The organism is Thermus brockianus, assembly GCF_001880325.1.
Taxonomy (GTDB): domain Bacteria; phylum Deinococcota; class Deinococci; order Deinococcales; family Thermaceae; genus Thermus; species Thermus brockianus.
This window is the reverse complement of the sequence record NZ_CP016312.1, coordinates 540,812-564,774: the sequence shown is the minus strand read 5'-3', so window position 1 is coordinate 564,774 and position 23,963 is coordinate 540,812. Positions and strand designations below refer to the sequence as shown.

The 23,963-nt window shown below is 66.9% G+C and carries 26 protein-coding genes, 1 tRNA gene, 1 rRNA gene and 3 pseudogenes; 14 read left to right on the top strand and 17 right to left on the bottom strand.

Translation table 11 applies throughout. The features are described from left to right. Positions 1 to 28: 28 nt before the first annotated feature. Positions 29 to 1,030, top strand: coding sequence for a DNA-processing protein DprA (gene dprA, locus A0O31_RS02870; protein WP_071676598.1), 1,002 nt, complete (start codon positions 29 to 31; stop codon positions 1,028 to 1,030). Between the two features lie 9 nt (positions 1,031 to 1,039). Here dprA and A0O31_RS02865 read toward each other — a convergent pair whose 3' ends face one another. Then, positions 1,040 to 1,945, bottom strand: coding sequence for a manganese catalase family protein (locus tag A0O31_RS02865; RefSeq protein ID WP_071676597.1), 906 nt, complete (start codon positions 1,943 to 1,945; stop codon positions 1,040 to 1,042). A gap of 109 nt (positions 1,946 to 2,054) precedes the next feature. On the opposite strand from A0O31_RS02865, the gene A0O31_RS02860 reads away from it, so the two are divergent. Then, positions 2,055 to 3,008 (top strand): hydrogen peroxide-inducible genes activator, encoded by a 954-nt coding sequence (locus A0O31_RS02860; protein WP_152024391.1) that lies wholly within the window; start codon positions 2,055 to 2,057, stop codon positions 3,006 to 3,008. Next, positions 2,995 to 3,947: pseudogene (locus tag A0O31_RS02855) on the top strand (branched-chain amino acid transaminase). Before A0O31_RS02860 ends, A0O31_RS02855 begins: the two are co-directional and overlap by 14 nt. On the opposite strand, the gene trmH reads toward A0O31_RS02855, so the two are convergent. From trmH to dcd, 5 genes and pseudogenes are all read right to left on the bottom strand, one after another. Beyond that, positions 3,937 to 4,512 carry a tRNA (guanosine(18)-2'-O)-methyltransferase TrmH gene (gene trmH, locus A0O31_RS02850; protein ID WP_071676596.1) on the bottom strand — a complete coding sequence of 192 codons (576 nt, stop codon included), beginning with the start codon at positions 4,510 to 4,512 and terminating at the stop codon, positions 3,937 to 3,939. The pseudogene A0O31_RS02855 and the gene trmH sit on opposite strands and share 11 nt — an antisense overlap. After that, positions 4,496 to 5,119 carry an ATP phosphoribosyltransferase gene (gene hisG / locus A0O31_RS02845; RefSeq protein WP_071676595.1) on the bottom strand — a complete coding sequence of 208 codons (624 nt, stop codon included), beginning with the start codon at positions 5,117 to 5,119 and terminating at the stop codon, positions 4,496 to 4,498. The genes trmH and hisG overlap by 17 nt, the downstream gene beginning before the upstream one ends. Then, positions 5,116 to 6,194: pseudogene (locus tag A0O31_RS02840) on the bottom strand (ATP phosphoribosyltransferase regulatory subunit). Before A0O31_RS02840 ends, hisG begins: the two are co-directional and overlap by 4 nt. Further along, entirely contained in the window at positions 6,191 to 6,793 is a 603-nt protein-coding gene (locus tag A0O31_RS02835; RefSeq protein WP_071676594.1) for a peptidylprolyl isomerase, read from the bottom strand. The pseudogene A0O31_RS02840 and the gene A0O31_RS02835 overlap by 4 nt, the downstream one beginning before the upstream one ends. A gap of 3 nt (positions 6,794 to 6,796) precedes the next feature. Further along, positions 6,797 to 7,342: a dCTP deaminase gene (dcd, locus tag A0O31_RS02830; protein WP_071676593.1), complete on the bottom strand. Its 546-nt coding sequence runs from the start codon at positions 7,340 to 7,342 to the stop codon at positions 6,797 to 6,799. Between the two features lie 30 nt (positions 7,343 to 7,372). On the opposite strand from dcd, the gene A0O31_RS02825 reads away from it, so the two are divergent. Both A0O31_RS02825 and aac(6') read left to right on the top strand, forming a co-directional pair. Beyond that, a complete protein-coding gene (locus A0O31_RS02825; protein WP_071676592.1) occupies positions 7,373 to 8,224 on the top strand; it encodes a putative Ig domain-containing protein in 852 nt (283 codons plus the stop codon). Beyond that, a complete protein-coding gene (gene aac(6') / locus A0O31_RS02820) occupies positions 8,221 to 8,649 on the top strand; it encodes an aminoglycoside 6'-N-acetyltransferase (protein ID WP_071676591.1) in 429 nt (142 codons plus the stop codon). Before A0O31_RS02825 ends, aac(6') begins: the two co-directional genes overlap by 4 nt. On the opposite strand, the gene A0O31_RS02815 is transcribed toward aac(6'), so the two are convergent. Further along, a complete protein-coding gene (locus tag A0O31_RS02815) occupies positions 8,646 to 9,125 on the bottom strand; it encodes a macro domain-containing protein (protein WP_071676590.1) in 480 nt (159 codons plus the stop codon). The two genes, aac(6') and A0O31_RS02815, sit on opposite strands and share 4 nt — an antisense overlap. Positions 9,126 to 9,153: 28 nt before the next feature. On the opposite strand from A0O31_RS02815, the gene A0O31_RS02810 reads away from it, so the two are divergent. The 4 genes and pseudogenes from A0O31_RS02810 to A0O31_RS02795 all read left to right on the top strand — a co-directional run bounded on the left by A0O31_RS02810 (position 9,154) and on the right by A0O31_RS02795 (position 12,482). Continuing rightward, on the top strand, positions 9,154 to 9,861 hold the full coding sequence (locus tag A0O31_RS02810) for an SDR family NAD(P)-dependent oxidoreductase (RefSeq protein WP_152024390.1): 708 nt from the start codon (positions 9,154 to 9,156) through the stop codon (positions 9,859 to 9,861). Beyond that, complete coding sequence (gene nrdR / locus A0O31_RS02805; RefSeq protein ID WP_071676589.1) at positions 9,858 to 10,319, top strand: transcriptional regulator NrdR; 462 nt, start codon at positions 9,858 to 9,860, stop codon at positions 10,317 to 10,319. The genes A0O31_RS02810 and nrdR overlap by 4 nt, the downstream gene beginning before the upstream one ends. A gap of 104 nt (positions 10,320 to 10,423) precedes the next feature. Beyond that, positions 10,424 to 11,943, top strand: a 16S ribosomal RNA gene (locus A0O31_RS02800). 87 nt (positions 11,944 to 12,030) lie between these two features. Continuing rightward, positions 12,031 to 12,482 (top strand): annotated as a pseudogene (locus tag A0O31_RS02795) (NUDIX hydrolase). Here the strand turns inward: A0O31_RS02795 and meaB are convergent. From meaB to A0O31_RS02775, 4 genes are read right to left on the bottom strand one after another with little or no spacing between them, the layout of a single operon-like run. After that, on the bottom strand, positions 12,479 to 13,423 hold the full coding sequence (gene meaB / locus A0O31_RS02790) for a methylmalonyl Co-A mutase-associated GTPase MeaB (RefSeq protein ID WP_071676588.1): 945 nt from the start codon (positions 13,421 to 13,423) through the stop codon (positions 12,479 to 12,481). The pseudogene A0O31_RS02795 and the gene meaB overlap by 4 nt on opposite strands. 32 nt (positions 13,424 to 13,455) lie before the next feature. Next, positions 13,456 to 13,830, bottom strand: coding sequence for a RidA family protein (locus tag A0O31_RS02785; protein ID WP_071676587.1), 375 nt, complete (start codon positions 13,828 to 13,830; stop codon positions 13,456 to 13,458). A 4-nt stretch (positions 13,831 to 13,834) separates the two neighbouring features. Then, entirely contained in the window at positions 13,835 to 15,652 is a 1,818-nt protein-coding gene (locus tag A0O31_RS02780) for a protein kinase domain-containing protein (protein WP_071676586.1), read from the bottom strand. 1 nt (position 15,653) lies between these two features. Further along, complete coding sequence (locus A0O31_RS02775; RefSeq protein WP_071676585.1) at positions 15,654 to 15,875, bottom strand: transcriptional regulator; 222 nt, start codon at positions 15,873 to 15,875, stop codon at positions 15,654 to 15,656. Positions 15,876 to 15,963: 88 nt separating this feature from the next. On the opposite strand from A0O31_RS02775, the gene murA reads away from it, so the two are divergent. Next, entirely contained in the window at positions 15,964 to 17,253 is a 1,290-nt protein-coding gene (murA, locus tag A0O31_RS02770; RefSeq protein ID WP_071676584.1) for a UDP-N-acetylglucosamine 1-carboxyvinyltransferase, read from the top strand. On the opposite strand, the gene A0O31_RS02765 is transcribed toward murA, so the two are convergent. Continuing rightward, complete coding sequence (locus A0O31_RS02765; protein WP_071676583.1) at positions 17,250 to 17,696, bottom strand: hypothetical protein; 447 nt, start codon at positions 17,694 to 17,696, stop codon at positions 17,250 to 17,252. The genes murA and A0O31_RS02765 overlap by 4 nt on opposite strands. Positions 17,697 to 17,776: 80 nt before the next feature. Between A0O31_RS02765 and prfB the strand changes: the two genes are divergently transcribed. After that, positions 17,777 to 18,875, top strand: a protein-coding gene (gene prfB / locus A0O31_RS02760; RefSeq protein WP_152024389.1) for a peptide chain release factor 2 whose coding sequence is annotated in 2 segments (ribosomal slippage) — positions 17,777 to 17,827 and positions 17,829 to 18,875 — 1,098 coding nt in all. Because the reading frame shifts where the segments join, the coding sequence is not laid out codon by codon here. Here prfB and A0O31_RS02755 read toward each other — a convergent pair. Genes A0O31_RS02755 through A0O31_RS02740 form a run of 4 tightly spaced genes read right to left on the bottom strand, consistent with a single transcriptional unit; the run spans position 18,872 to position 21,451 of the window. Continuing rightward, positions 18,872 to 19,213, bottom strand: a complete 342-nt coding sequence (locus A0O31_RS02755) for an iron chaperone (RefSeq protein WP_071676581.1) — start codon at positions 19,211 to 19,213, stop codon at positions 18,872 to 18,874. The genes prfB and A0O31_RS02755 overlap by 4 nt on opposite strands. 1 nt (position 19,214) lies before the next feature. Further along, a complete protein-coding gene (phoU, locus tag A0O31_RS02750) occupies positions 19,215 to 19,877 on the bottom strand; it encodes a phosphate signaling complex protein PhoU (RefSeq protein ID WP_071676580.1) in 663 nt (220 codons plus the stop codon). 15 nt (positions 19,878 to 19,892) lie between these two features. After that, entirely contained in the window at positions 19,893 to 20,783 is an 891-nt protein-coding gene (locus tag A0O31_RS02745) for a sensor histidine kinase (RefSeq protein ID WP_071676579.1), read from the bottom strand. After that, entirely contained in the window at positions 20,780 to 21,451 is a 672-nt protein-coding gene (locus tag A0O31_RS02740; RefSeq protein WP_071676578.1) for a response regulator transcription factor, read from the bottom strand. The genes A0O31_RS02745 and A0O31_RS02740 overlap by 4 nt, the downstream gene beginning before the upstream one ends. A 90-nt stretch (positions 21,452 to 21,541) precedes the next feature. Here A0O31_RS02740 and A0O31_RS02735 point away from each other — a divergent pair. Both A0O31_RS02735 and guaB read left to right on the top strand, forming a co-directional pair. Beyond that, positions 21,542 to 21,616: transfer RNA gene (locus tag A0O31_RS02735), tRNA-Val, on the top strand. Between the two features lie 81 nt (positions 21,617 to 21,697). Continuing rightward, the gene (guaB, locus tag A0O31_RS02730; RefSeq protein WP_071676577.1) at positions 21,698 to 23,182 is read left to right on the top strand and encodes an IMP dehydrogenase; all 1,485 of its coding nucleotides are present in this window, start codon (positions 21,698 to 21,700) and stop codon (positions 23,180 to 23,182) included. On the opposite strand, the gene A0O31_RS02725 is transcribed toward guaB, so the two are convergent. After that, positions 23,179 to 23,409 (bottom strand): BlaI/MecI/CopY family transcriptional regulator, encoded by a 231-nt coding sequence (locus tag A0O31_RS02725; RefSeq protein ID WP_071676576.1) that lies wholly within the window; start codon positions 23,407 to 23,409, stop codon positions 23,179 to 23,181. The two genes, guaB and A0O31_RS02725, sit on opposite strands and share 4 nt — an antisense overlap. Positions 23,410 to 23,448: 39 nt before the next feature. On the opposite strand from A0O31_RS02725, the gene A0O31_RS02720 reads away from it, so the two are divergent. After that, complete coding sequence (locus A0O31_RS02720) at positions 23,449 to 23,910, top strand: hypothetical protein (RefSeq protein ID WP_071676575.1); 462 nt, start codon at positions 23,449 to 23,451, stop codon at positions 23,908 to 23,910. Positions 23,911 to 23,963 lie beyond the last annotated feature (53 nt).

The window sequence follows — 23,963 nt, the reverse complement described above, 5'->3', positions numbered from 1 at the left end:
TTCCAGGCTATTCAGTATACTCCAGGCCGTGGACCCCTTGGCCTTGGCCTTCCTCCCCGGGATTGGCCCCAAGCGACTTCTGGAGGCCCTTACCCAGGAAGAGCCTTTGGCCTTTCTCCGGGAGCGCTTTCCCGAGGTGGTAAGCCTTTACCCGGAAGCGGAAAGGCGCGCGGAAGGGGAAAGAAGACGGGCGGAGAGTTTGGGGATACGCATCCTCGGCCTTTGGGAGGAGGATTTTCCTGAAAGCTTAAGGAGGCTTCCCCAGCCCCCCACCCACCTGTACCTTCGGGGAGCGTTGCCTCCGGAGGAGCGGGCGGTGGCCGTCGTGGGTACCCGCAAGGCCTCCCCCTGGGCCCTGGGCTTCGCCCGGAGGCTTGCCCGGGAGCTGGCGGAGGCGGGGCTTTGGGTGGTTTCGGGCCTGGCCCGGGGCATAGACCGGGAGGCCCACCTGGGGGCTTTGGAAGGGGGCGGGCGGACCCTGGGCGTTTTGGGGAGCGCCCTGGACCGGGTCTATCCGCCCGAACACCGCCCCTTGGCGGGGCGCATGGACCTGGTTTCCGAGTTTCCCTTGGGGACAGGGCCTAAGCCCGAGTTCTTCCCCAGGCGGAACCGGCTCATCGCTGGGCTTGCCCGGGCGGTGTTGGTGGTGGAGGCTCCCCTGGACTCCGGGGCCCTCATCACGGCCAAGCACGCCCTGGAACTGGGAAAGGAGGTCCTGGCGGTGCCGGGCCGGCCCACGGACCCCGCCTCCTTGGGGGCAAACCGCCTCATCCAGGACGGGGCGTACCCCGTCCTCGAGGCCGGGGACGTCCTTTCCTACCTAGGGTTTTCCCCTAAGCCCAAGGCCCCTCCGGAGCTTTCCCCGGAGGAGGCCGCCCTTTACGCCCTCCTTTCCCAGGGGGAAGCGCTGCCGGAGGACCTGGCCCAGGCCGCGGGATTGCCCCCGGAAAGGGTGCTTTCCCTTCTCGCCCTCCTGGAGATCAAGGGCCTGGCCCGGGCCCTTCCCGGAGGGCGCTACGGGCCAGGCTAGCGAAGGCGGCTACTTGGCCTTCTCGTAGAGCTTCTTGGCGATCTCGTAGAGCTCGGCGGGGTGGAACTCGGGGGCGAACTCGGCGGCGTCGTGGCCGGCGTCAAACACGGGGCCGCCCGTGGGGGGGCCGTCCACCACCACCTCGCTCCCGTCCTCGGGGGAAGCCCCATTCCAGATAAGGCCCAGGTCCTGGTAATCGGAGGGGCTAAAGCGGTAGAGGTTGCGGTGGAAGCCCAGGTCCATGTACTTCTTGGCCTCGGGGATCTTGCTGTTGTCAATCCGGGGGATGGGGAGCATCTTGGTCATCTCCACCCCGGTAAGGGTTTCCAGGGCCTTGCCGTAGGCGGCGGCGTGGACCCCACCCCGCACCAGGAGGTAGCCGATCATCTCCCGGGCCACGGGGTTATCCGTCATCTCGTAGACCCGGAGCTTGTGGGTGCGGGCCGCCACCTCCAGGAAAAAGTTGTGGAGAAGGTCCAGGATGAGGTTGCCGCTGGTGAAGACGTACTCCCCGTGCCAGTGCTCTCCCATGGCCCCCATCACCAGGGTGTTGGCCCCCCCGGCGATGAAGTGGGCGGCGTTGCGGGCGTCCTTGGCGAAGCCCAAGGGGGCGCTCACGGGGTCTACCCCTTCCTCCAGGTCCTTTCCGGGGTTTTTGGCCAGGAGGCTGTTGATGGTGGCGGAAACGAGCTCAATGTGCCCAAGCTCCTCCGTGGCGATGTTGGCGATGAGGTCGTAGTAGGGCTTAAGCGCCTTCTTCCCCCGGAAGTTGAAGGACTGGTACATGTAGTTCATCAGGGTAGACATCTCCCCGAAGCGACCGCCCAGAAGGGCCTGCACCGCGGCGGCGGCGTTGGGGTCCTGCTCCTTGGGCATGGGCAACTCAATCTGCAACCGGTCTATTCTCAGGAACATACCTACCTCCTTTGCCTGGGCGGGCTTTCCCGCCCGGCACTTTCCACCTTAGGCAAGGGGGATTTATAAGTCCAATAGATTGCGTTGTTTCTGCCCATAAAATAGCATTATGAACATCACCTTAGCCCAGCTGCGCTACCTCGTGGTCTTGGCCGAGGAGGGGAGCTTTACCCGGGCGGCGGAGCGCGTGTACCTCACCCAACCCGCCCTGAGCGTTCAGATCCGGAAGCTGGAAGAGGCTTTGGGCGTGCGGCTTTTTGACCGTAAGAAGGGCAGGCCCACGGAGGTGGGGCAGGCGGTGGTGGCCCAGGCGCGGCGGGTGTTGGAGGAGGTGGAGCGCCTGAAGGCCTTGGCCCGGGGGGAGGAAGGGGTATTCCAAGGGTCTTTTCGCATCGGGGTCATCCCCACCCTGGCCCCCTACCTCCTTCCCCGCCTGCTCCCGCGGATTACGGAAAAGTATCCGGCCATCGAGGTGGCGGTGCGGGAGGAGCTTACCCCGGGTATCCTTAGGGGCCTAGAGGAAGGCCAACTGGATGCGGGCCTGGTGGGCACGGAGGAGAAGGTGCCCGGCCTTAAGGCCTACCCCCTCTTCACCGAGGCTTTCCTGGCCTACATTTCCCCACGCCACCCTCTCTATGCCAAGACGGCCCTTCACCCCTTGGAGATCCCGCTGGAGGACACGTGGGTGCTCTCGGAGGGGCACTGCTTCCGCGACCAGGTCCTTTCCGTTTGCCGGCCAAGCCTTAGGAGGCGGGCCGTGGAGTTCCAAAGCGGAGACCTGGAAACCCTCATGCGCCTGGTGGAGGAGGTGGGAGGGCTCACCCTCCTGCCAGAGGTGGCCCTTTGGACCCTCCCTCCCGGGAAGCGGGCCCACCTAAGGCCCCTCCTACCCCCTGGGGCCGGGCGCACCGTTTACCTCATCCACCGGGAAGGGAGCCTCAAGGCCTCGGTGGCCCAGGCTTTGGCGCAGGAGGCCCGGGAGGTCTTCGACGCCCTACGCCTTTTTTCCCACGGGGAAGATGGCGTTATGATGGGGGCGGAGGTTCGCCATGACCAAGCCTGAGGCCAAAGGCGGGGATGTGCACATCAAAGCGGGGCTTATCTGGATGAACGGGGCGCTGGTGCCCCAGGAGGAGGCCAAGACCAGCGTCTTAAGCCATGCCCTGCACTACGGGACCAGCGTGTTTGAGGGCATCCGGGCCTACGAAACCCCCAAAGGCCCCGCCATCTTCCGCTTGAAGGAACACGTGCGGCGCTTTTACAACTCCGCCAAGGTGCTGCGCATGGAAATCCCCTTCGCTCCCGAGGAGCTAGAGGAGGCCATAAAGGAGGTGGTGCGGCGAAACGGCTACAAAAGCTGCTACATCCGTCCCCTGGCCTGGATGGGGGCGAAGGCCTTAGGGGTAAACCCCCTGCCCAACAATCCGGCGGAGGTCATGGTGGCCGCCTGGGAGTGGGGGGCTTACCTGGGAGAGGAGGCGGTGCGCAAGGGCGCCAAGCTCATCACCAGCTCCTGGGCCCGCTTCCCCGCTAACGTGATGCCGGGCAAGGCCAAGGTGGGGGGAACTACGTGAACTCCGCCCTGGCCAAGATGGAGGCGGTGGCCGCAGGGGCCGATGAGGCCCTCCTTCTGGACGAGGAGGGCTACGTGGCCGAGGGGAGCGGGGAGAACCTCTTCTTCGTGCGGGACGGGGTCATCTACGCCCTGGAGCACTCGGTGAACCTCGAGGGCATCACCCGGGACACCGTGATCCGCCTCGCCCAGGACCTAGGCTACGAGGTCCAGGTGGTGCGGGCCACCCGCGACCAGCTCTACATGGCGGACGAGGTCTTCATGACGGGCACCGCCGCCGAGGTGACCCCCGTGTCCATGATTGACTGGCGCCCCATCGGGCAAGGCACCGCGGGGCCCATCGCCTTGCGCCTGCGGGAGGTCTATTTGGAGGTGGTGACGGGCAGGCGGCCCGAGTACGAGGGCTGGCTCACCTACGTCACTTCCTAAGCCAGTCCGCCAGCACCCTCGCGTAGAGCTCGGGGTCCAGGCGGGGCCTTTCGTAGAGCCCCGCCTTTAGGCGTTGCCGTTGGGCCTCAAAGAGGATGACCGCCGCCGCCACGCTCACGTTGAGGCTCTGCACCATCCCAAACATGGGGATCTTGATGGCCCCATCCGCCAGGGCCAAGGCCTCCTCGGAAACCCCCCACTTCTCCGCCCCGAGGAGGATGGCGGTGGGCTTGGTGTAGTCCACCTCGCGGAAGTCCTGGGCGTCCTCCCGGAGGGCGGTGGCGTAGATGCGGAAGCCCCTTTCCCGGAGGAAGCGGAAGGCGGAAGGGGTGTCCGGGTGGACCCGCAGGTAGACCCACTTGTGGCTTCCCCCGCTGGTCTCGTTGAAGGTGGGCACGCCCCCCGTGGGGTTCACGGCGTGGGCCTCGAGGACCCCCACGGCGTCGCAGGAGCGGAGGATGGCGGAGAGGTTGTGGGGTTTGTGCACGTTCTCCAGGAGCACCGTGAGGTCGGGCTGCCTTCGCTTGAGCACCTCTTCTATGCGCTTTCTACGGGTCTCGGTCACGGTTTCTCAGCTTAGCGATGAGGGGCTTGAGGAGGGAGCGCTTGAGCTTGAGGGCCTGCCGGTTCACCACGAGCCGGGCGGTGGAGTGGGCGAGGACCTCCACCTCCACAAGCCCCGCCGCCCTCAAGGTGGCCCCGGTCTGCACCACGTCCACCACGGCGTCCGCCAGGCCCGTGACCGCGGCGAGCTCAATGTTGCCGGAAAGCTCCACCACGTCCGCCACCCAGCCCCGTTCCTTGAGGAAGCGGGCGGTGAAGTTGGGGTACTTGGTGGCGATGCGGCGGATGGGGGAGGTGTCCCCCGGGCGCCTTATGAGGGAGAGCCGGCAGGCGCCAAAGCCCAGGTCCACGGGCTCGTAGAGGTCCCGCCCCGAGTCCAGGAGGACATCCTTCCCCACCACCCCGATCTCGGCGATGCCCAGGTCCACGTAGACCGGCACGTCCTTGTTGCGGAGCTCCAGAAGGGCCACGCCCCCTTCCTCCCCGTGGAGGAGGGCCCGGGGGTCCTGGATGGGGGGAAGGGGAAGGCCCGCCCGCCGGAGGGCCTCGTAGGCCTCCTGGAACATCCTTCCCTTGGGCAGGGCCACGGTGAGGGCGTAGCGCTTCACACCACCTCCCAGATGCGCTCCCCTTCCGCCAGGTAGGGGATGCCTTTGGCCTTGGCGTAGGCCACGGGGTCTTCCCCGTGGTAAAGCTCCACCCGCCTTTCCCGGGCGAAGTGGCGGAGGGCCTTCAGGTCCAGGGCCAAGACCTCAGGGGGTTCCTCCGCCTGGGGAAGCTTTAGGGCCTCCAGGGCCCGTTCCACCCCCAAGGCGAAGCCCGCCGCTTGGGGCAGAAGGGCCCCATCGTACCGCCCACCCCCCAGGAGGGGCAGGCCGAAGCCCGGGGTGTAGGCCCGGAAGAAGATGCCCGAGTAGTACTCGTACCGCCGGGCCATACCCAGGTCCAGGAGGACGGGCCTTTCCAGAAGCTTCAGGGTCCTCTCCAGGTCGGCCAGGGCCTTCTGCGCCTTGGGGGGAGGGGCAGGGCCTTGGCCTCCTTTAGGACCTCTGGTTCCCCGTAGAGGTCAGGGAGGGCGAGGAGGGCCTTCTTCACCCCTTCCGGCACCGGGTGGCGGGCGAGGAGGGCGGAAAGCTCGGGGAGGTTTTTGCGGTGGATGGCGGCCTGCGCCGCCCTTCTAGCCCCTTCCGGCAGGCCCGAGGCCTTGAGCACCTCCCCCACCAGGCTCGGCAGGCCCACCTCCACCACCCCGTCTAGGCCCAGGGCCTCGAGGGCGGCAAAGGCCAGGTGGAGGACCTCCGCGTCCGCCTTGGGCCCCGTGACCCCGATGAGCTCTAGCCCCACCTGGGTGTACTCGCGAAGCCGCCCAAGCTCCGCATCCCCTTCCCGTAGCCAAAGGGCCCCGGCGTACTGGAAGCGGTGGGCCCCTTCCTTCAGGTGGGGCCTTAGGAGCTTAGCGAGAAGGGTGGTGAACTCGCTCCTTAGGGCGAGCACCTCCCCCGTCTTGTCCACCAGCTTGAAGGCCCTTTCCGCCAGGGGATGGCTAGGGTCAAAGGCCTCGAGGGCGGGAAGCTCCACGGGCTCGTAGCCGTGCTGCCAGAAGAGCTTCTGGAGCCGCCTTTGGAGCTCGGCCTTGAGCCGGGCCTCGGGGGGGAGGAGGAAGCGGGTGCCTTCGGGGATCATTCCTTCACGAGGATTTCCACGCTGAGGATGCGGTCCGGGGTCGCCCTGGCCCCGGGGCCCTCCGTGGGGGCCAGGCGGCGCACCACCTCCATCCCCTCCACCACCTTGGCGAAGAGGGTGTACTGCCCCGTGAGGTGGGGGGTGGGGGCCAGGGTGATGAAGAACTGGCTCCCGTTGGAGTTGGGGTCCTGGGTGCGGGCCATGCCCACCAGGCCCTCCCGGTCAAAGGCCAGGCCCGGGACGATCTCCAGGCCAAAGGTGTAGCCGGGCCCACCCCGGCCCGTGCCCGTGGGGTCCCCCGTCTGGGCCACGAAGCCGGGGATGACCCGGTGCCAGACCACCCCGTCAAAGTAGCGGTGAAGGGCCAGGAAGACGAAGGAGTTCACCGTGTTGGGCGTTTCCTTCTCCAGAAGGTCCAAGAGGATATCCCCTTGGGTGGTCCTGAGGCGGGCGTAGTAGTCCTTGCCGGGCTTTAGCACCGGCTCAGGGGCCTTGAAGGAGCGCACGGGCTTTTCCGAAAGGTAGGGAAGGGGCTTCATGCTCTCACCCTTGCAGGCGCTAAGGAGGACGAGGAGAAGGAGGAGGACGCGCACCCCCATAGCCTACACCCGGGGCAGGGTAATGCCCCTTTGCCCCTGGTACTTGCCCTTGCGGTCCTTGTAAGTGGTTTCGGGCCTAGGGCCTTCCAGGAAGAGGATTTGCACGATGCCCTCCCCGGCGTAGACCTTGGCGGGGAGGGGGGTGGTGTTGGAGATCTCCAGGGTCACGTGGCCTTCCCAGCCCGGTTCCAAGGGGGTCACGTTGGCCACGATGCCGCACCGGGCGTAGGTGCTCTTGCCCAAGGCAATGGCGATCACGTTTTCCGGCATGCGGATGTACTCTATGCTCCGGGTGAGGGCGAAGGAGTTGGGGGGGATGATGACCTCTTCGCCCTCGTACTCCACGAAGCTCCGCGCGTCAAAGTTCTTGGGGTCCACCACGGTGGAGAAAACGTTGGTGAAGATCTTCCATTCCGGGGCGGCCCTTAGGTCGTAGCCGAAGGAGGAAAGGCCGTAGCTGATGACCCCTTCCCGCACGAGCCTCTCCTCAAAGGGCTCTATCATCCCCTTTTTGGCCATCTCCCGGATCCACCAGTCCGGCTTAATCATGCCTTCAACTATAGCGGTTAGGCTTTTCCTATGCGCAAGGCCTGGCCCCTTCTCCTCCTCCTGGCCGCCTGCGGCACCCAGGACCCGGGCGGGACGGGCCTCGAGGCCCTCCGCCTCACCGCCACCACCCTTCCCCCCGCCTACTTGGGCGAGCCCTATAGCGCCGCCTTCAGCGCCGAAGGGGGGGTGAGGCCCTACAGCTTCAGCCTGGAGGGTAGGCTCCCCCAGGGCCTCGTCTTCCAAGGGGGGCGGCTTAGCGGGGTGCCCAAGGAAAAGGGCCAGTTCTCCCTCATCCTCACCGTGGAGGACGGGGCCAAGAACAGCCGGGCCCAGAAGCTCACCCTCACCGTTTCCGACCCGCCCCTGCCTAGGCTTACCCTGGTGGCTCCCCAGGCCCAGGTGGAGGCCCCCTTCCTCCTCCTTGGGCGGGTGGAGGTAAGGGAGGCGGTGGGCTTCCAGCTGGAGCTTCCCCTGAAGGACCTCACCCCCGCCCTGGAAAGCCTTAAGGCCCTAAGCCCCGCCTACCTCCTGGACTTTGACCCCGCCTCTAGCCTCCTGCGCCTGGACATGGCCTTCGCCAAGCCCCTCAAGGACCAGGAGGCCTTCCGCCTCCTCCTCACCCCTGCGAAGCCCCTCGCCCCCAGGCTTTCCCCCAAGGTGGTCCTCTATGACAAGGAAGGAAAGCCCCTAGGCCAGCCCTTGCCCCGGGGCAAGCCCTTCGCCGCCCTTTGGGAGGTGGCGCAGAACCTGGGCAAGGAGGGCGAGGGCCTTAAGGGGGACCAAAACGGGGACGGCAAGGTGGACGGGGAGGACCTGAAAGCCTTGGCCGAGGGGTACTTCCCCAAGGCCTCCCCTGGCCAAGAAGAGGAGCGGGCGCCGTGAGGATCCGGCCCCTAAGGCGGGAGGAGCTGGCGGACTACCTGGCCTTGCGGGTCCAGCTTTGGCCCGAGGGCGGGGACGAGGCGGAGGAGGTGGAAGCCCTCCTGCGGGATCCCCAAGCGATGGCTTTCGTGGCGGAAGCCGAAGGGCGCTTGGTGGGTTTCGTGGAGGTTTCCCTCCGCCCCTACGCCGAAGGATGCGAAACCCGGCCCGTGGGGTATTTGGAGGGGTGGTATGTGCTGCCCTCCTGGAGGCGCCGGGGGGTGGGGCGGGCCTTGGTGGAGGCGGCCGAGGCCTGGGCCAGGGCCAAGGGGTGTCGGGAGATGGCCTCGGATGCGGCGCTCGCGAACCTCCTCGGCCAGGAGGCCCACCGCCACCTGGGCTACGAAGAGGTGGAGCGCATCGTCTGCTTCCGCAAACCCCTCTAGAGGGCCCGGCGGATGGCCTCGGCGTCCTCTTCCCGGTAGCCGTAGAGGGTGACCTCGAGGGTGTCCGGGGCCTTCTTGATCTCCTCCAGCATCACCCGCGCCACCTCCGCCACGGGAAGCCCCCCCACCCCGGTGCCCAAAAGGGGAAAGGCCACGGTCTTTAGGCCGAGCTCCACCGCCTTGGCTAGGGCGCTTTGGGTAGCCTGGCGCACCGTTTCCAGGCTCGCCGGCTCGTCTCCCAAGACGGCGGCGTGGATCACGTAGCGGACGGGGAGGTTCCCCGCCCCCGTGACCGCCGCCTCCCCCACGCGGATTTTGCCGATGCGGTCGCACTCCTCCTGGATGGAGGGGCCCCCTTTGCGCAGGATGGCCCCCGCCACCCCTGCCCCCAGCTTCAGGTAGTTGTTGGCGGCGTTGACGATCGCGTCCCCCTGGAACTCGGTGATGTCCCCTTGGGCCACGCGGATTCGGGCCATGCCTTCATTTTCCCTTACAATGGGCCTGATGTCACGGGACCTGTTGGGCCTCGAGGGGCGGATCGTCATGGTGACCGGGGCCGGCCGGGGCTTCGGGCGGGCCATCGCCCACGGCTACGGGCGGAACGGGGCCACGGTCATCGCCGTGGACCCGGACGTGGAGCTGGCCACCTCCGTGGCCTCCGAGGTGGAGGCCTTGGGGGCCACGGCCATCCCCATCCGGGGGGATATGAGCGTGGTCTTGGACGTGACCAACACCTTTGAGAAGGTGGAGGAGCTCTTCGGCCTTTTGGACGGCATCGTCCACGTGACCACCGCCGAGAGCAAGACCCCCTTCGTGGAGCTTTTGGAAGGGGAGTGGTACGACCTCATGAGCCAGGACGTGAAGAGTAGCCTCTACGTCCTGCAACACGGCCTCCGGCACCTGGCGGGTGGGGGGTTTGTCACCTTGGTCCTGCCCCCTTCCGCCCGCATGGAGCCCCACACCCTTTCCGTGCGCAAGGCGGTGGAGGGGCTCATTGAGGGGGCCAGCCGCACCTTCCCCGGGGTGCGGGTGAACGGGGTGGTGCCCTCCCGCGACCCCGTGGGGGAGGCCTACGACCAGGCCTTGGTGCGGGCCGCCTTGGGCCTTGGGTCCATGGTGTCCGAGGGCATCCGGGGGGTGGTGCTGGAGGTGCAGCTCCCCGAGCCCCCCACCTCCCCTGAGGTGTACGAGCTCCTGCGGGAAGTCCCATGAAATGCCCCTACTGCGGCCATCCCGACACGCGGGTGGTGGACTCCCGCCCCTCCGACGAGGGGGCGGCCATCCGCCGCCGCCGGGAGTGCCCCGGTTGCGGCCGCCGTTTCACCACCTACGAGCGCACGCAGCTAGAGCCCCTGATGGTGGTGAAGCGGGATGGGCGTAAGGAACCCTTCAACCCGGACAAGCTCCTCCGGGGCCTCCTCTTGGCCTGCGAGAAGCGCCCCGTGGACCAGGAGGCCTTGCGGCGTTTCGCCTACACCTTTGAGGACCAGGTGGCGGGCCCAGAGATTTCCTCGGAGGAAATCGGCCTTAAGGCCATGGCTTTCCTGCGCGAGTTGGACCACGTGGCCTACATCCGCTTCGCCTCCGTCTGCCGGGAGTTTGACTCCGTGGAGCGCTTCATTGAGGAGATCCGCCGCCTAGGGGGTGTTGACAAGAAGGGGGAAGGTTGATAGCATAGCTTTTGCTGCGCGGGCGAAAGCCCAAGCAGGGGGATCTTGAAAAGGGGAGAGCAGAGGTCCAAGCAAACACGCAACCAACGCCCTAGTGGCGTTTTTCTTTGGAGAGTTTGATCCTGGCTCAGGGTGAACGCTGGCGGCGTGCCTAAGACATGCAAGTCGGGCGGGCCATGGGGTTTTACTCCGTGGTCAGCGGCGGACGGGTGAGTAACGCGTGGGTGACCTACCCGGAAGTGTGGGACAACCCGGGGAAACTCGGGCTAATCCCGCATGTGGTCATGTCCTGTGGGGCATGATTAAAGGGCGAGAGTCCGCTTCCGGATGGGCCCGCGTCCCATCAGCTAGTTGGTGGGGTAAAGGCCCACCAAGGCGACGACGGGTAGCCGGTCTGAGAGGATGGCCGGCCACAGGGGCACTGAGACACGGGCCCCACTCCTACGGGAGGCAGCAGTTAGGAATCTTCCGCAATGGGCGCAAGCCTGACGGAGCGACGCCGCTTGGAGGAGGAAGCCCTTCGGGGTGTAAACTCCTGAACTGGGGACGAAAGCCCCGATGAGGGGGATGACGGTACCCAGGTAATAGCGCCGGCCAACTCCGTGCCAGCAGCCGCGGTAATACGGAGGGCGCGAGCGTTACCCGGATTTACTGGGCGTAAAGGGCGTGTAGGCGGCTTGGGGCGTCCCATGTGAAAGACCACGGCTCAACCGTGGGGGAGCGTGGGATACGCTCAGGCTAGACGGCGGGAGGGGTGGTGGAATTCCCGGAGTAGCGGTGAAATGCGCAGATACCGGGAGGAACGCCGATAGCGAAGGCAGCCACCTGGCTCGTTCGTGACGCTGAGGCGCGAAAGCGTGGGGAGCAAACCGGATTAGATACCCGGGTAGTCCACGCCCTAAACGATGCGCGCTAGGTCTCTGGGTTTTCTGGGGGCCGAAGCCAACGCGTTAAGCGCGCCGCCTGGGGAGTACGGCCGCAAGGCTGAAACTCAAAGGAATTGACGGGGGCCCGCACAAGCGGTGGAGCATGTGGTTTAATTCGAAGCAACGCGAAGAACCTTACCAGGCCTTGACATGCTAGGGAACCTGCCTGAAAGGGTGGGGTGCCCCGCGAGGGGAGCCCTAGCACAGGTGCTGCATGGCCGTCGTCAGCTCGTGTCGTGAGATGTTGGGTTAAGTCCCGCAACGAGCGCAACCCCTGCCGTTAGTTGCCAGCGGGTTAAGCCGGGCACTCTAACGGGACTGCCTGCGAAAGCAGGAGGAAGGCGGGGACGACGTCTGGTCATCATGGCCCTTACGGCCTGGGCGACACACGTGCTACAATGCCCACTACAGAGCGAGGCGACCTGGCGACAGGGAGCGAATCGCGGAAAGGTGGGCGTAGTTCGGATTGGGGTCTGCAACCCGACCCCATGAAGCCGGAATCGCTAGTAATCGCGGATCAGCCATGCCGCGGTGAATACGTTCCCGGGCCTTGTACACACCGCCCGTCACGCCATGGGAGCGGGTTCTACCCGAAGTCGCCGGGAGCCTTAGGGCAGGCGCCGAGGGTAGGGCCCGTGACTGGGGCGAAGTCGTAACAAGGTAGCTGTACCGGAAGGTGCGGCTGGATCACCTCCTTTCTAAGGAGCATAGGGCCTCTGCTTTCCCCTTTTCGGATCCTTGGGGGCGCCTTCGGGCGCCCTTTTTTGTTGCTGAGGAGCGGGGCCTTGCGCAGGAAGCGGCAGATGCGGACAGCCAGGAAGCGGGTGGTTTCCGCTGGGGGGTGGTCCTCCGGGGGGATCCTCCCGAGGTCCTGGTGGTGTCCCTAAAAGGAGGAAAGGTGGTCACCTTGCCCAAGGGCCAGGTGGAGCCGGGGGAACGCTACCCGGAGACCGCGGTGCGGGAGGTACGGGAGGAAACCAGGGTGGAGGCGGCGGTGCTCTCCCCCCTGGGAAAGGTGCGTTACTACTTCACGGTGAAGGATGGGGACGTCCCGGTAACGGTGAGCAAGGAAGTGCACTACTTCCTCATGGCCTACCGGGGTGGGGAGCCTCGGCCCCAGCTTTCCGAGGTGGAGGCTGCCTACTTCTTGCCGGTGGCCGAGGCCTTGAACCGGCTTTCCTACCCCAACGAGCGGGAGATGCTGCGCAAGGCCCTGTTGCGCTACCCTAGGGGCTAGGCCGGCTTGGCGCTGGGGTCCAGGAGGGCGAGGGCGGCCTCCTCGGGGGAGAGCTCGCCTTGGGCCACGCGCCGGACCAGTTCCCCGGCGCTTTGCGTGCGGCGCCGGCCCCATTCTTGGAGGACGCTTTCCACCTCAAACCGGGCCCGCTCCAGGCGGTGGCCTTCCAGGAGGCCATGCTCCAGGAGGTGGCGGTGGTGGGCCTCGAGGCCCTCAAAGAGCTCCTCCACCCCCTCCCCCGTGGCCGCCACCGTGGGGTAGATGGGGGGGCGCCAGCCCCCGGGCCTTGGGGGCGAGAGTTCCAGGGCGCTTTTGAGCTCCTGGATGAGCCGCTCCCCGCCCGGAAGGTCAAACTTGTTCACGGCAAAGAGGTCGGCGATCTCCATGACCCCCGCCTTGAAGGCCTGTACCGCATCCCCCGCCGCTGGGGTGAGGACGAGGAGGGTGGTGTCCGCCACCCGGGCGATGTCCACCTCGCTCTGGCCCACCCCCACGGTTTCCACGAAGATGCGGTCAAAACCGAAGGCCTCCAGGAGGGCCAAGGCGGCCACCGTGGCCCCGGCGAGCCCTCCTAGGGCGCCCCGGGAGGCCAGGGAGCGGATGTAGACCCCAGGGTCTTGGTGGTGGCGCATCATGCGGATCCGGTCCCCCAGGATGGCCCCGCCGGTAAAAGGGCTGCTGGGGTCTACGGCCAGCACCCCCACCTTCTCGCCCCGCTTGCGGGCCTCGAGGATGAGGCGGTCGGTGAGGGTGCTCTTCCCCGCCCCCGGGCTTCCCGTGATGCCCACCACCTTGGCCCTCCCTTGGCCCCGCACCCGTTTGAGGAGGGCCTGGCCCAGGGGGTGTCCCGCCTCCACCAGGGTGAGGGCCCGGGCCAAAGCCCGCACGTCTCCCGCGCGAAAGCGGCCTTCCAGATCCTCCAGGTGGGCTTCGTGCGCCATGGCGCTATTCTACGCTTTTTTGCAGGGACGCATCATTCCGCCAGGGCCACGCAGGCCACCTCCACCCGTACCCCCCGGGGCAGGGCTTTGACCGCCACCGTGGCCCGGGCGGGGTAGGGAGGGGCGAAGTAGCGGGCGTAGACCTCGTTGAAGCCGGGAAAGTCCTCCATATCGGCCAAGAAACAGGTGGTTTGGACCACCCGGTCAAGCCCCGAGCCCGCCGCCTCGAGGATGGCCTTGAGGTTTTCCATCACCCGCTCGGTCTGCGCGCGGATGTCCCCTTCCACCAGGGTGCCCTCGGGGGTGAGGGGGATCTGGCCGGAAACGAAGACGAAGCCCAAAGCCCGCACCGCCTGGCTGTAGGGACCGATGGCCTGAGGGGCTCTGTCGGTCTGGATGGCCTTCATGCCCCTATCCTACGGCGAAGCGGTAGAGCTTGCCCGAGAGGCTTGCCACCAGGACCTCTCCCGGCAAGGGGAGGGGAGGCACCTGCACCGCACCAAGCCCCGTGGCCTCAAAGACCACCTGGCCCCGCCGGTCCACCGCCAGGAAGCGGTCCTCCTCCGTGGCCACGAAGACGTGCCCCGAGGCGTAGGAAAGCCCCGCCGTCACCTTGCCCACCTCGAGGCTCCACACCTCCTCCCCCGTGGCGGCGTCCAAGGCCCGGAGGACCCCATCCCAGGCGGCCACGTAAACCCGCTCCCCATCCAGGGCGAGGCCTCCCCAGATCTCGCCTTCCACCGCCGCGTTCCAGAGGGTTTCCCGGCTCAGGGGGTCAAAGGCGTACACCTCCCCTTCCCAGGTGGGGATGAAAAGGAGGCCCCGCCCCGCCGCCACCGGAGCGTGGATGGGGCCCGTGCGCACCTTGTAGCGGAGGGCGCCCGTTTCCGGGTCTAGGGCGTAAAGCCACCCGTCCTCCGAGCCCACGAAGAGAAGCCCCCGGTAGAAGGTGGGGCTTGCGGAAAGGTGCCCCCCGGCCCGGAAGCGGAAAAGGGGGGCGTCCTTGTGGAAGGCGTACAGGGTGCCGTCGCGGCTCGCCACATAGACCCGCTCGCCCAAGGCCAAAGGGGCGGCGGTCACCTCCGCCCCCGTTTCCATGAACCACTCCAGGTGGCGGCCGCGGAAGCGCCGCACCTTCCCGTCCCAGCTGCCCACATAGACCCCGCCCCGCACCACCGGGGGGGCGGTGACCTCCTCGGGGAGGGCTTCCCGGCGCACCTCTCCCGTGAGGAGGTCCACCTCCACCAGGCCCCGCCCTACCCCCAGGTAAACCCTGCCCCCGGCATGGACCATCTCCCCGGGCCAGGCGGCCTCCCCCCCTAGGTCCAGCTTCCCCTTGAGGGCCAGCCGCCGGGGGTCGGGGGCCAAGGGGTAGTGGCCGGAGCGGCTGGCGCCCGCCCGGGGAGTGGCTAGGCGCAAGGCCTGGAACTCCCTCAGGGCGCTGTGGAAGAGGTCGGGGTGGGCGGGGCGCTCCTCGGGGTGTTTGGCCAAAAGGCCCAGGACCGCCTGTCCCACCCCTTTGGGGATGGCGGGGTTAAGGGCCTCCGGGGGCTTGGGCTCCTCGTACACGTGCTGGTAGAGCACCGCCTGGTCGTTCTCCCCCTCAAAGGGGGGGCGGCCCGTGAGGGTGCGGTAGAGGACGGCCCCTAGGCTGTAGAGGTCGGCCTTGGGGGTGAGGGGGAGGCCTTTGGCCTGTTCCGGGGCCATGTAGGTGGGGGTGCCCAGGGTATAGCCCGTGCGGGTCAGATGGCGGCTTTCCTGGAGGAGGTAGGCGAGGCCGAAGTCCATCACCTTGGGGTAGCCCTCCTTGGTGAGGAGGATGTTTTTGGGGGTGAGGTCCCGGTGGAGGATGCCCTGGGCGTGGAGGTGGGCCAGGGCCTCCATGACCTGGGCGGCCGCCAGGAGGATGCGATCCCCTTCCGGCCCCTCCTCAAAGGGGCCCAGCCGGTCAAAGGTGCCCCCTTCCACCAGCTCCATGACGAAGTAGGGCCGCCCCTCCTCCTCCCCCAGGTCCAACACTTGGACGATGCCGGGGTGGAAGAGGCGGGAAAGGGCCCGTACCTCCAGGAGAAACCGCTCCCGCTCGGGAGGCAAGGCGCGGGGGTGGAGGAGCTTGACCGCCACCCGGCGCCCCAAGCGCTCGTCCAGGGCTTGCCAAACCTCGGCCATACCCCCGGAACCCAGGGGGGCCTCGAGGCGGTACCGCCCGGCCAGGAGCATCCGGGTCATTTTAGGAGGTTTCTTCCTCGGGTTCCAGGCGTTTCAGGAGTTCGGCCAGCTCCTCCTTCCCTTGCTCCAGTTCCTGGACGATTTTGGCGATGGCCAGGCGCACCACCTCCGACTTGGAAACCAGGCGCTCGGGGCTGGAGAGGGCGTAGGCCGCCCGGGTCAAGAGGGCGTCCTGTTCCTCGGAGATGACCACCTGTAGCCGCTTCTTCTCCTTCTTGGGCATACCGCTCCTTGGCGGGTAGTGTAGCAAAAACCGCATCGCCTTGACAATGCACATGCCCCTGTATATCCTCATCTTGAGTAAGGTGAGTATGATGCTCACGGACACGGGGAGGCGGATTCTGCGGATTGAAGGGGGATCTCCCCTGTCCGGGGAGCTTCGGGTCTACCCGGCTAAAAACGCCGCCTTGCCCATTCTGGCGGCAAGCCTCCTCACCCCGGAACCCATCACCCTGGTGGAGGTGCCCAGGCTTCGGGACGTGGAGGTGATGCTGGAGCTTCTCGCCCACCTGGGGACCCATTACCAGTGGGAAGGGCGTACCCTGCACCTCCACACCCCCGAGATCCGCAACACCCACGCCCCTTACGAGCTGGTGGGGCAGATGCGGGCGAGCTTCATCGTCTGGGGTGCCCTCTTGGCCCGGGTAGGGGAGGGCAGGATCTCCCTGCCCGGGGGGTGCGCTTTCGGCGCCCGCCCCGTGGACCAGCACGTGAAGGCCCTCCGGGCCTTGGGGGCCGAGGTGGTGGAGGAGGAAGGGACCTTCTACGCCCGGCGCCTGCGCCCCCTTTCGGGGCGGGTGGTCTTTGACCTGCCCACGGTGGGGGGAACGGAGCAGGCCATGCTGGCCGTGGCCTTGGGGGGCGAGGCCACCTTGGTCCAGGCGGCCATGGAACCGGAGGTGGAGGACCTCGGCCGCTTCCTCTCCATGCTGGGGGTGGAGGTTCGGGGCCTGGGGAGCGCCATTGTGCATGTGAAAGGGGCAAGCCGCCTAAGGGGGGGGCGCTACCGCATCATCCCGGACCGCATAGAGGCGGGCACTTACCTCCTGGCGGCGGCGGCCACCCGGGGGTCCATTACCCTGCGGGAGGTGCGGCCCGACCACCTGGACGCCCTTTTGGACAAGCTCCACCAGGCGGGGCACCGCCTGGTGGTGGGGCCCGACTGGATCCGTTTCGCGGCCACCCCCGAGCCCGCGCCTTTTTCCGTGGAGGCCCGGGAGTACCCCGGTTTCCCCACGGACCTGCAGCCCATTGTGACCGCCTACCTGGCCACGGTGCCCGGGCAAAGCGCCGTGAGCGACCGGGTTTATCCCGACCGCTTCACCCACGTGGGGGAGCTGGCCCGCATGGGGGCGGAGCTCTACCTCCGGGACCGGACGCTTTTGGTCCACGGCCGGCGCCTCCACGGGGCCCAGGTGAAGGCCCTGGACATCCGCGCTGGCGGGGCCTTGGTGGTGGCGGCCTTGAGCGCGGAAGGGACCACGGAGATTGAGGGGGTCTACTTCCTGGAGCGGGGGTACGAGCACCTGGAGGAGCGCCTCAAGGCCCTGGGAGCCCGGGTGAGCACGGCGGAGATGGTCTTGGCCCAGGCGGCAGACTAGCCCCAAAGCCTTAAGGCTTCGGGGAACCGGAAGAAAAGCCGGTTCCTTTCCAGCTCGGGACTGTAGGCGGTTTCCACGTAGCCCGCCAGGCGGAGGGCCTCCAGCACCTCCCGGGCCACTGCCCGGTCCCCTTCCAGCTGGGCGGTGAGGAAGGCGAGGGCTTCTTCCTCCTCGTCCCCTTCGCCCACGAACTCCCGGTACTCCTGGTCCAAAGCCCGCATCAGGGCCTGGAGGTCTAAGGGTTTTTCCGTGAAGAACCAGCGGCTTTTGGCCCCGGGGAGGAAGTGGGCGTAGCCCTGGGCCTCGAGGGCCTGGGCCAGGCGCACCGCCTCGGCGTGGGGGTAGCCCCGCTGGACCAAGAGGGTCACCAGGGCGTCCCGCTCCCCGGAAAGCCCCTTGGGGTAGTCTTGACGAAGCCTTTGAACGAGTTCCCCGAGCTCCATGCTACCACCTCCGGTTTACTTATAATAAATGTTGCGCGAGGTATTATCAAGAGGGGGTTTTGCGGTATACTGAAAGCGGTATGGACCTGGACCTTCTCGCCAAACGCCTAGAGAGCCTCCGGGGGTATCTTTGACATCCCCGGAAAGGAAGCCCGGCTCAAAGAGCTAAACCAGCGCCTCGAGGACCCCACCCTCTGGCAGAACCCGGAGGAGGCCCGCCGGATAAGCCAGGAAGCAGCCCGCCACCGGCGGGTGGTGGACACCTTCCGCCAGCTGGAAAGCGACCTCCAGGGCCTCCTGGAGCTTTGGGAGGAGCTTCCCGCCGAGGAGCGGGAGGCCCTAAGGCCCGAGCTGGAGGAGGCGGCCGGAAAGCTAGAGGACCTCTACCACGAAACCCTCCTCGCCTTCCCCCACGCCGAGAAGAACGCCATCCTCACTATCCAGCCCGGGGCGGGGGGCACGGAAGCCTGCGACTGGGCGGAGATGCTCCTAAGGATGTACACCCGCTTCGCCGAGCGCCAGGGCTTCCAGGTGGAGGTGGTGGACCTCACCCCGGGGCCGGAGGCGGGGATTGACTACGCCCAGCTCCTCATCAAGGGGGAGAACGCCTACGGCCTCCTTTCCCCCGAGGCGGGGGTCCACCGCCTGGTGCGCCCCTCCCCCTTTGACGCCTCGGGCCGCCGCCACACCTCCTTCGCCGGGGTGGAGGTGATGCCGGAGGTGGACGATACCGTGGAGGTGGTGATCCGCCCCGAGGACCTGCGCATTGACGTGTTCCGCTCCCAAGGCCACGGGGGCCAAGGGGTGAACACCACGGACTCGGCGGTGCGCATCGTTCACCTGCCCACGGGCATCACCGTCACCTGCCAGGCCACCCGGAGCCAGATCAAGAACAAGGAACTGGCCATGAAGGTCCTCCGCTCCCGGCTTTTTGAGCTGGAGTGGAAGAAGAAGCAGGAGGAGCTTCGCAAGCTCAAGGGGGAGGTGCGGCCCATTGAGTGGGGAAGCCAGATCCGTAGCTACGTCCTGGACAAGCAGTACGTGAAGGACCACCGCACCGGCCTCATGCGCTTTGACCCGCAAAACGTCCTGGACGGGGACCTCTTGGACTTTATCTGGGCGGGGCTGGAATGGAAAGCGGGCCGCCGCCAGGCGGCGGAGGAGGTGGAAGCGGACTAGCCCACGGCCCGGCGCAGAAGGGCTTGGACCTGGGCCTCCTCCTCGAGGCCCAGGTCCTTTAGGGCGAAGGCCACCGGCCACATCCTCCCCTGGTCCAACCGAGCCTGGTCGGTGAAACCCAAGGTGGCGTAGCGGGTTTTAAAACGGTGGGCGGGCTGGAAGAAGCAAACCACCTTGCCCTTAAGGGCGTAGGCCGGCATGCCGTACCAAAGCCGCAGGGTGAGGTGGGGGGCCGCTTCCTGGACGAGGGCGTGGAGGCGGAGGGCCAAGGAGCGGTCGGGCTCGGGCCAAAGGGCGATGGCCGCCAGCACCGCCTCTGGGTCTTGGGCGCCGGCCATGTCAGTAAGCGTCCTCCGGGGCCTTGTAGATTTCCCCCGTGAGCCAGTAGATGACCCGCTCCGCCACGTTTTCCAAATGGTCCCCAAGCCGCTCATAGCTGCGGGCCACCCGCATGAGGGTGAGGGCCTTGGTGATGGTCCTGGGGTCTTCCATCATGTAGGTGATGAGCTCCCGGGTTACCTCCTCGTAAAGCCCGTCCACCTGGTCGTCCAGTTCCAGGACCTTGCGGGCCAAGGCGGTGTCCCGCTCGGCCACGCTTTGGCCCAAGGTGTCCATCATCTCCAAAAGGCGCCTGCCCATCTCCGGCAGGGTCACGTAGCGCTTCAAGGGAGGTTCTTTGCTCAGGAGAAGGGCGTCTTCCGCCACGTGCATGGCGTAGTCCCCCGCCCTCTCCAGGTCGGTGAGCGCCTTGATGATGGTGAAGATGAGCCTGAGGTCCGTGGCCACGGGCTGGTGGCGGGCGATGACGGCGATGGCCTGGTTCTCAATCTTGAGCTCTAAAGCGTCCACCTCCTTGTCCTTGGCGATAACCGCTTGGGCCCGGGCGGCGTCCTGCTGGACGAGGGCCTCGGTGGCCTCCTGGGTCATCTCCCGCACCAGGGAAAGCATCCTTAGGGTTTCCTCCAGAAGCTGGTTGAGCGCTTGGTCTAGGGCTTCCCGCATGGGTTCCTCCTCGCCTCAGTCTAGGGGAAGGCGGACGCCGAAAACGTTCTCTTCCCCCTCCCGTCCAGCATAGGCCTCTCCTCCCAGGCTCCGGGCCAGGCGGCGCACCAGGTATAGGCCAAGCCCCTGCCCCAGGCCCCCCTGGAACCCCCGGCGCCCCGGGAGGAAGAGGGTCTCGTAGTCGGGGAGGGGGGGGCCGGCATCCCGCACCTCCAGGTGGAGGTGGTCTTCCCCTAGGCGGGAACGGAGGCGGATGGGGTCTTGGCCGTATTTGAGGGCGTTGTCCAGGAGGTTTAGGAGGATCTGGAAGAGGGCGTCGGGGTCGGTGCGGGCGGTGTGGGGGAGGTGGACCTCCACCCGTCTTCCCCGGAGCCGCTCGTGCAGCAGCCTTTCCAGACGGGGCCAAAGCTCCTCCAGGGGGAAGGTGCGCCTGGGCCCGGGTTGGGTGAAGGAGAGGCTTTGGGCCAGGCGGGCGAGGCGGGCCACCTCCCCCTTAAGGAGGTCCAGGACCTCCTTCTCCTGCTTGGTTCTGGGCGTGAGGGCCTCCAGGAGGGGGCCCATCCCCGCCAGGGGGGTCCTGAGCTCGTGGGCCAGGGTGAGGGTGGCCTCCTCGAGGGCCTCTAGCCGCCCCTTTAGCTCCGTTTCGTCTAGGAGGTAGAGCCTTCCCGGAAGGGCCTTGACCCAAAGGAGGCGGCCCCGCACCTCCAGGCGCCTTTCCCCCCCGTGGAGGGCCAAGGCCTCCAGGCGGTGGTCCCGTAGGGTGAGGAGGAGGGGGCGGCCCACCACCTTTTCCCGGCGCACCTGCAAAAGCTCCTCCGCCTTGGGGTTGAGGTAGACCACCTGCCTTTCCCGGTGCAGGACAAGCCCCTCCAAGGCCTCCTCCCAAGCGGCCTCTAGCTCCTTCACCCCACCTCCTTGAAGCGGTACCCAAGCCCCCGTACCGTTTCCAAAAAGCGGGGGGTTTTGGGGTCTTCGCCCAGCTTTTCCCGTAGCTGCAGGATGTGCTGGTCCACGGTTCTAGGCGTTCCCCAGTACTCGGGTCCCCACACGGCTTCTAAAAGTTCCTCCCGGGTGTAGACCCGGCCCGGATGCTGGGCCAAGAAGGCCAAAAGGGCGAACTCCCGCCGGGTGAGGGGGAGGGGCTTGCCCTCGAGGCTCGCCTCCATCCTTTCCAGGTCCAGGAGGAGGGGCCCGCGGCGGAGGACCTTGCGCTTGCCGGCGCGGCGCAGGAGGGCCTCGAGGCGGGCCAAAAGTTCTTCCGTGGCGAAGGGCTTCACCAGGTAATCGTCCGCCCCCTGGCTCAGGCCCTCCACCCGGTCCCGCACCTCCGAGCGGGCGGTGAGGAGGAGGACGGGAAGCTCGGCGAAGGCGCCTTGGCGCATCCTTTCCAGGAGCTTTATTCCCGGCTCGTCCGGGAGCATCCAGTCCAGGATCACGGCCTCCGCTTCCTTGAGGAGGGGCCAGGCTTCCCGGGCGTTTTCCGCCTCCAGCACCCGGTGCCCGGCCCGCTCCAGGGCGAGGCGGACCCCAAGCCGCACCGCCCGCTCGTCCTCCACCAGGAGCACCGTGGCCACGCCTTCAGTCTAGCCCGGGCCGTGTCAGGGCACGGTCAAGCCCTTTGCTTGACAGGTTTCCCTGGGCCGTGCTACCCTTCAAAAGGCTGAGGGCGGCTAGCTCAGCGGAAGAGCGCTCGCCTCACACGCGAGAGGTCGTAGGTTCAAGTCCTACGCCGCCCACCAAACCACCCTCCCCACCCCCTGGGTGGGGAGGCGGTTTTTTCCCCTGGACCCAGAGGGGGGGCAGGGTATACCCTAGGGAACATGTACGGGGGGAAGATCCTCTACGAAGGGCTTACCTTTGACGACGTCCTCCTCTTGCCGGATTACTCCGAGGTCCTGCCCAAGGAGGTTTCCGTCAAGACCCGGCTCACCAAAAGGCTCACCCTGAACATCCCCATCCTCTCCGCCGCCATGGACACGGTGACGGAGGCGGAGATGGCCATCGCCATGGCCCGGGAGGGGGGACTTGGGGTCATCCATAAGAACCTTTCCATAGAGGTCCAGGCGGCCATGGTGCGCAAGGTGAAGCGCTCCGAGGCGGGCATGATCCAAGACCCCGTGACCCTGCCCCCCACCGCCACCCTCGAGGACGCTGAACGCCTCATGCGGGAGTACCGCATCGGGGGGCTTCCCGTGGTGGACCTTTACGGGAAGCTCTTGGGCCTGGTGACCAACCGCGACCTCCGCTTTGAGCGGGACCTCAAGCGCCCCGTCACCGAGGTCATGACCCCCTTGGAGCGCCTCATCACCGCTCCCCCCGGCACCACCTTGGAGGAGGCGGAGGAGATCTTGCGCAAGCACAAGGTGGAGAAGCTTCCCCTGGTGGACGAGTCGGGAAGGCTCAGGGGGCTTCTCACCCTCAAGGATATCGTCAAGCGCAAGCAGTACCCCAACGCCGCCAAGGACGCCCTGGGCCGGCTTCTGGTGGGGGCGGCGGTGGGGGCGAGCAAGGACCTGCCCGAAAGGGCCCAGGCCCTGGTGGAGGCGGGGGTGGACGTCTTGGTCCTGGACTCGGCCCACGGGCACTCCAAGGGGATTCTGGAAGCCCTTGTTTATCTGAAAGAGACCTTCGGGGACAAGGTGGAGGTGGTCGCCGGGAACGTGGCCACGCGGGAGGGGGCCCGGGCCTTGGCCGAGCGGGGGGCGGATGCGGTGAAGGTGGGCATCGGCCCCGGTTCCATCTGCACCACCCGGGTGGTGACGGGGGTGGGGGTGCCCCAGATCTCCGCCATCCTCGAGGCGGTGGCCGGGGTGGAGGGCTTGGACGTCCCCGTCATCGCCGATGGCGGCATCAAGTACACCGGGGATGTGGCCAAGGCCATCGCCGCCGGGGCCCACACGGTGATGCTGGGGAGCATGCTGGCGGGCACCGACGAGGCCCCGGGGGAGGAGGTGCTCAAGGACGGCCGGCGCTACAAGCTCTACCGGGGCATGGGCTCCTTGGGGGCCATGCGCCAAGGGTCTGCCGACCGCTACTTCCAAGACCCCGGTAAGGGAGGGGAAACGGAGGCCAAAAAGCTCGTTCCCGAGGGGATTGAGGGCATGGTGCCCTACAAGGGGCCCGTGGCGGACGTGCTTTACCAGATCGTGGGGGGGCTTAGGAGTGCCATGGGCTACGTGGGGGCCCCGGACATAGAAACCTTCCGCAAAAAGGCCCGTTTCGTGCGCATGACCATGGCCGGCCTCATTGAGAGCCACCCCCACGACGTGGTGGTCGTCAAGGAGGCCCCCAACTACTCCCGCTAGTCGCCGAAGAGCTTCTTGAGCGCCTCGGCGCTACCCTTTTTGCGGGCCAGCCGGTAGGTGCCCTCTTTTTCCTCCAAAAGGCCCTTGGCCACGAGGGCCTTTAGGGTGTCCTCCAGTTCCTTTTTGGAGAAGGGCTCCCCCTCCTCGTCCAGATAGCGCTGGATGTCCTTGAAGGTGGCGAAGCGCAACGCCTCCACCGCCCGCATGACCCAGGCCTCGCGGTCCATGGCACCATCCTACCCCGGCCTGCGTGGCATCCTGGGGCCATGGACCCTTACCGGGAGTACCAGGACTACGTGATGGCCTCGAGGCTCCTCATCGCCCGGGGCCTTTCCCGGGAGGTGCTTGGCCTTTCCCAATATGCCAGGCTGCGCTTGAAGCGCCTGGAGCTTGCCGCCTCGGGAAGGCTTTGGGCGCTAGAGCACCTGGACCAGAGGCTCCGCTTTGGCTTCTGGAGCAACCCCTTGCGCCTCAAGGAGGCCTTGCGCTGGCTTGGGGATGCCCCCTACCTGGAAAGCCCCTTGGCCTTTGAGGCCCTCCTGTACCCCGAGGAGCAGGGGAGGCTTTGCTACCCGGGCCAGGCGGGGGCCTATTACCTGGGTTGGCTCCGCCTGCCCGCCCTCCTCATGGACCCCAGGGCCTTTGAGGAGGCCCTGAGGGAGCAGGAGGAGCGGCAAAGGGAGCTTCCCCTTTTCCTCAACGCCTTCCACCGGGTGCCGGGGGTTTAGTGCTTCTTTTCCCGAGGTTCTTGACCCATACCCTCGGGGCGTGTATAATCCGG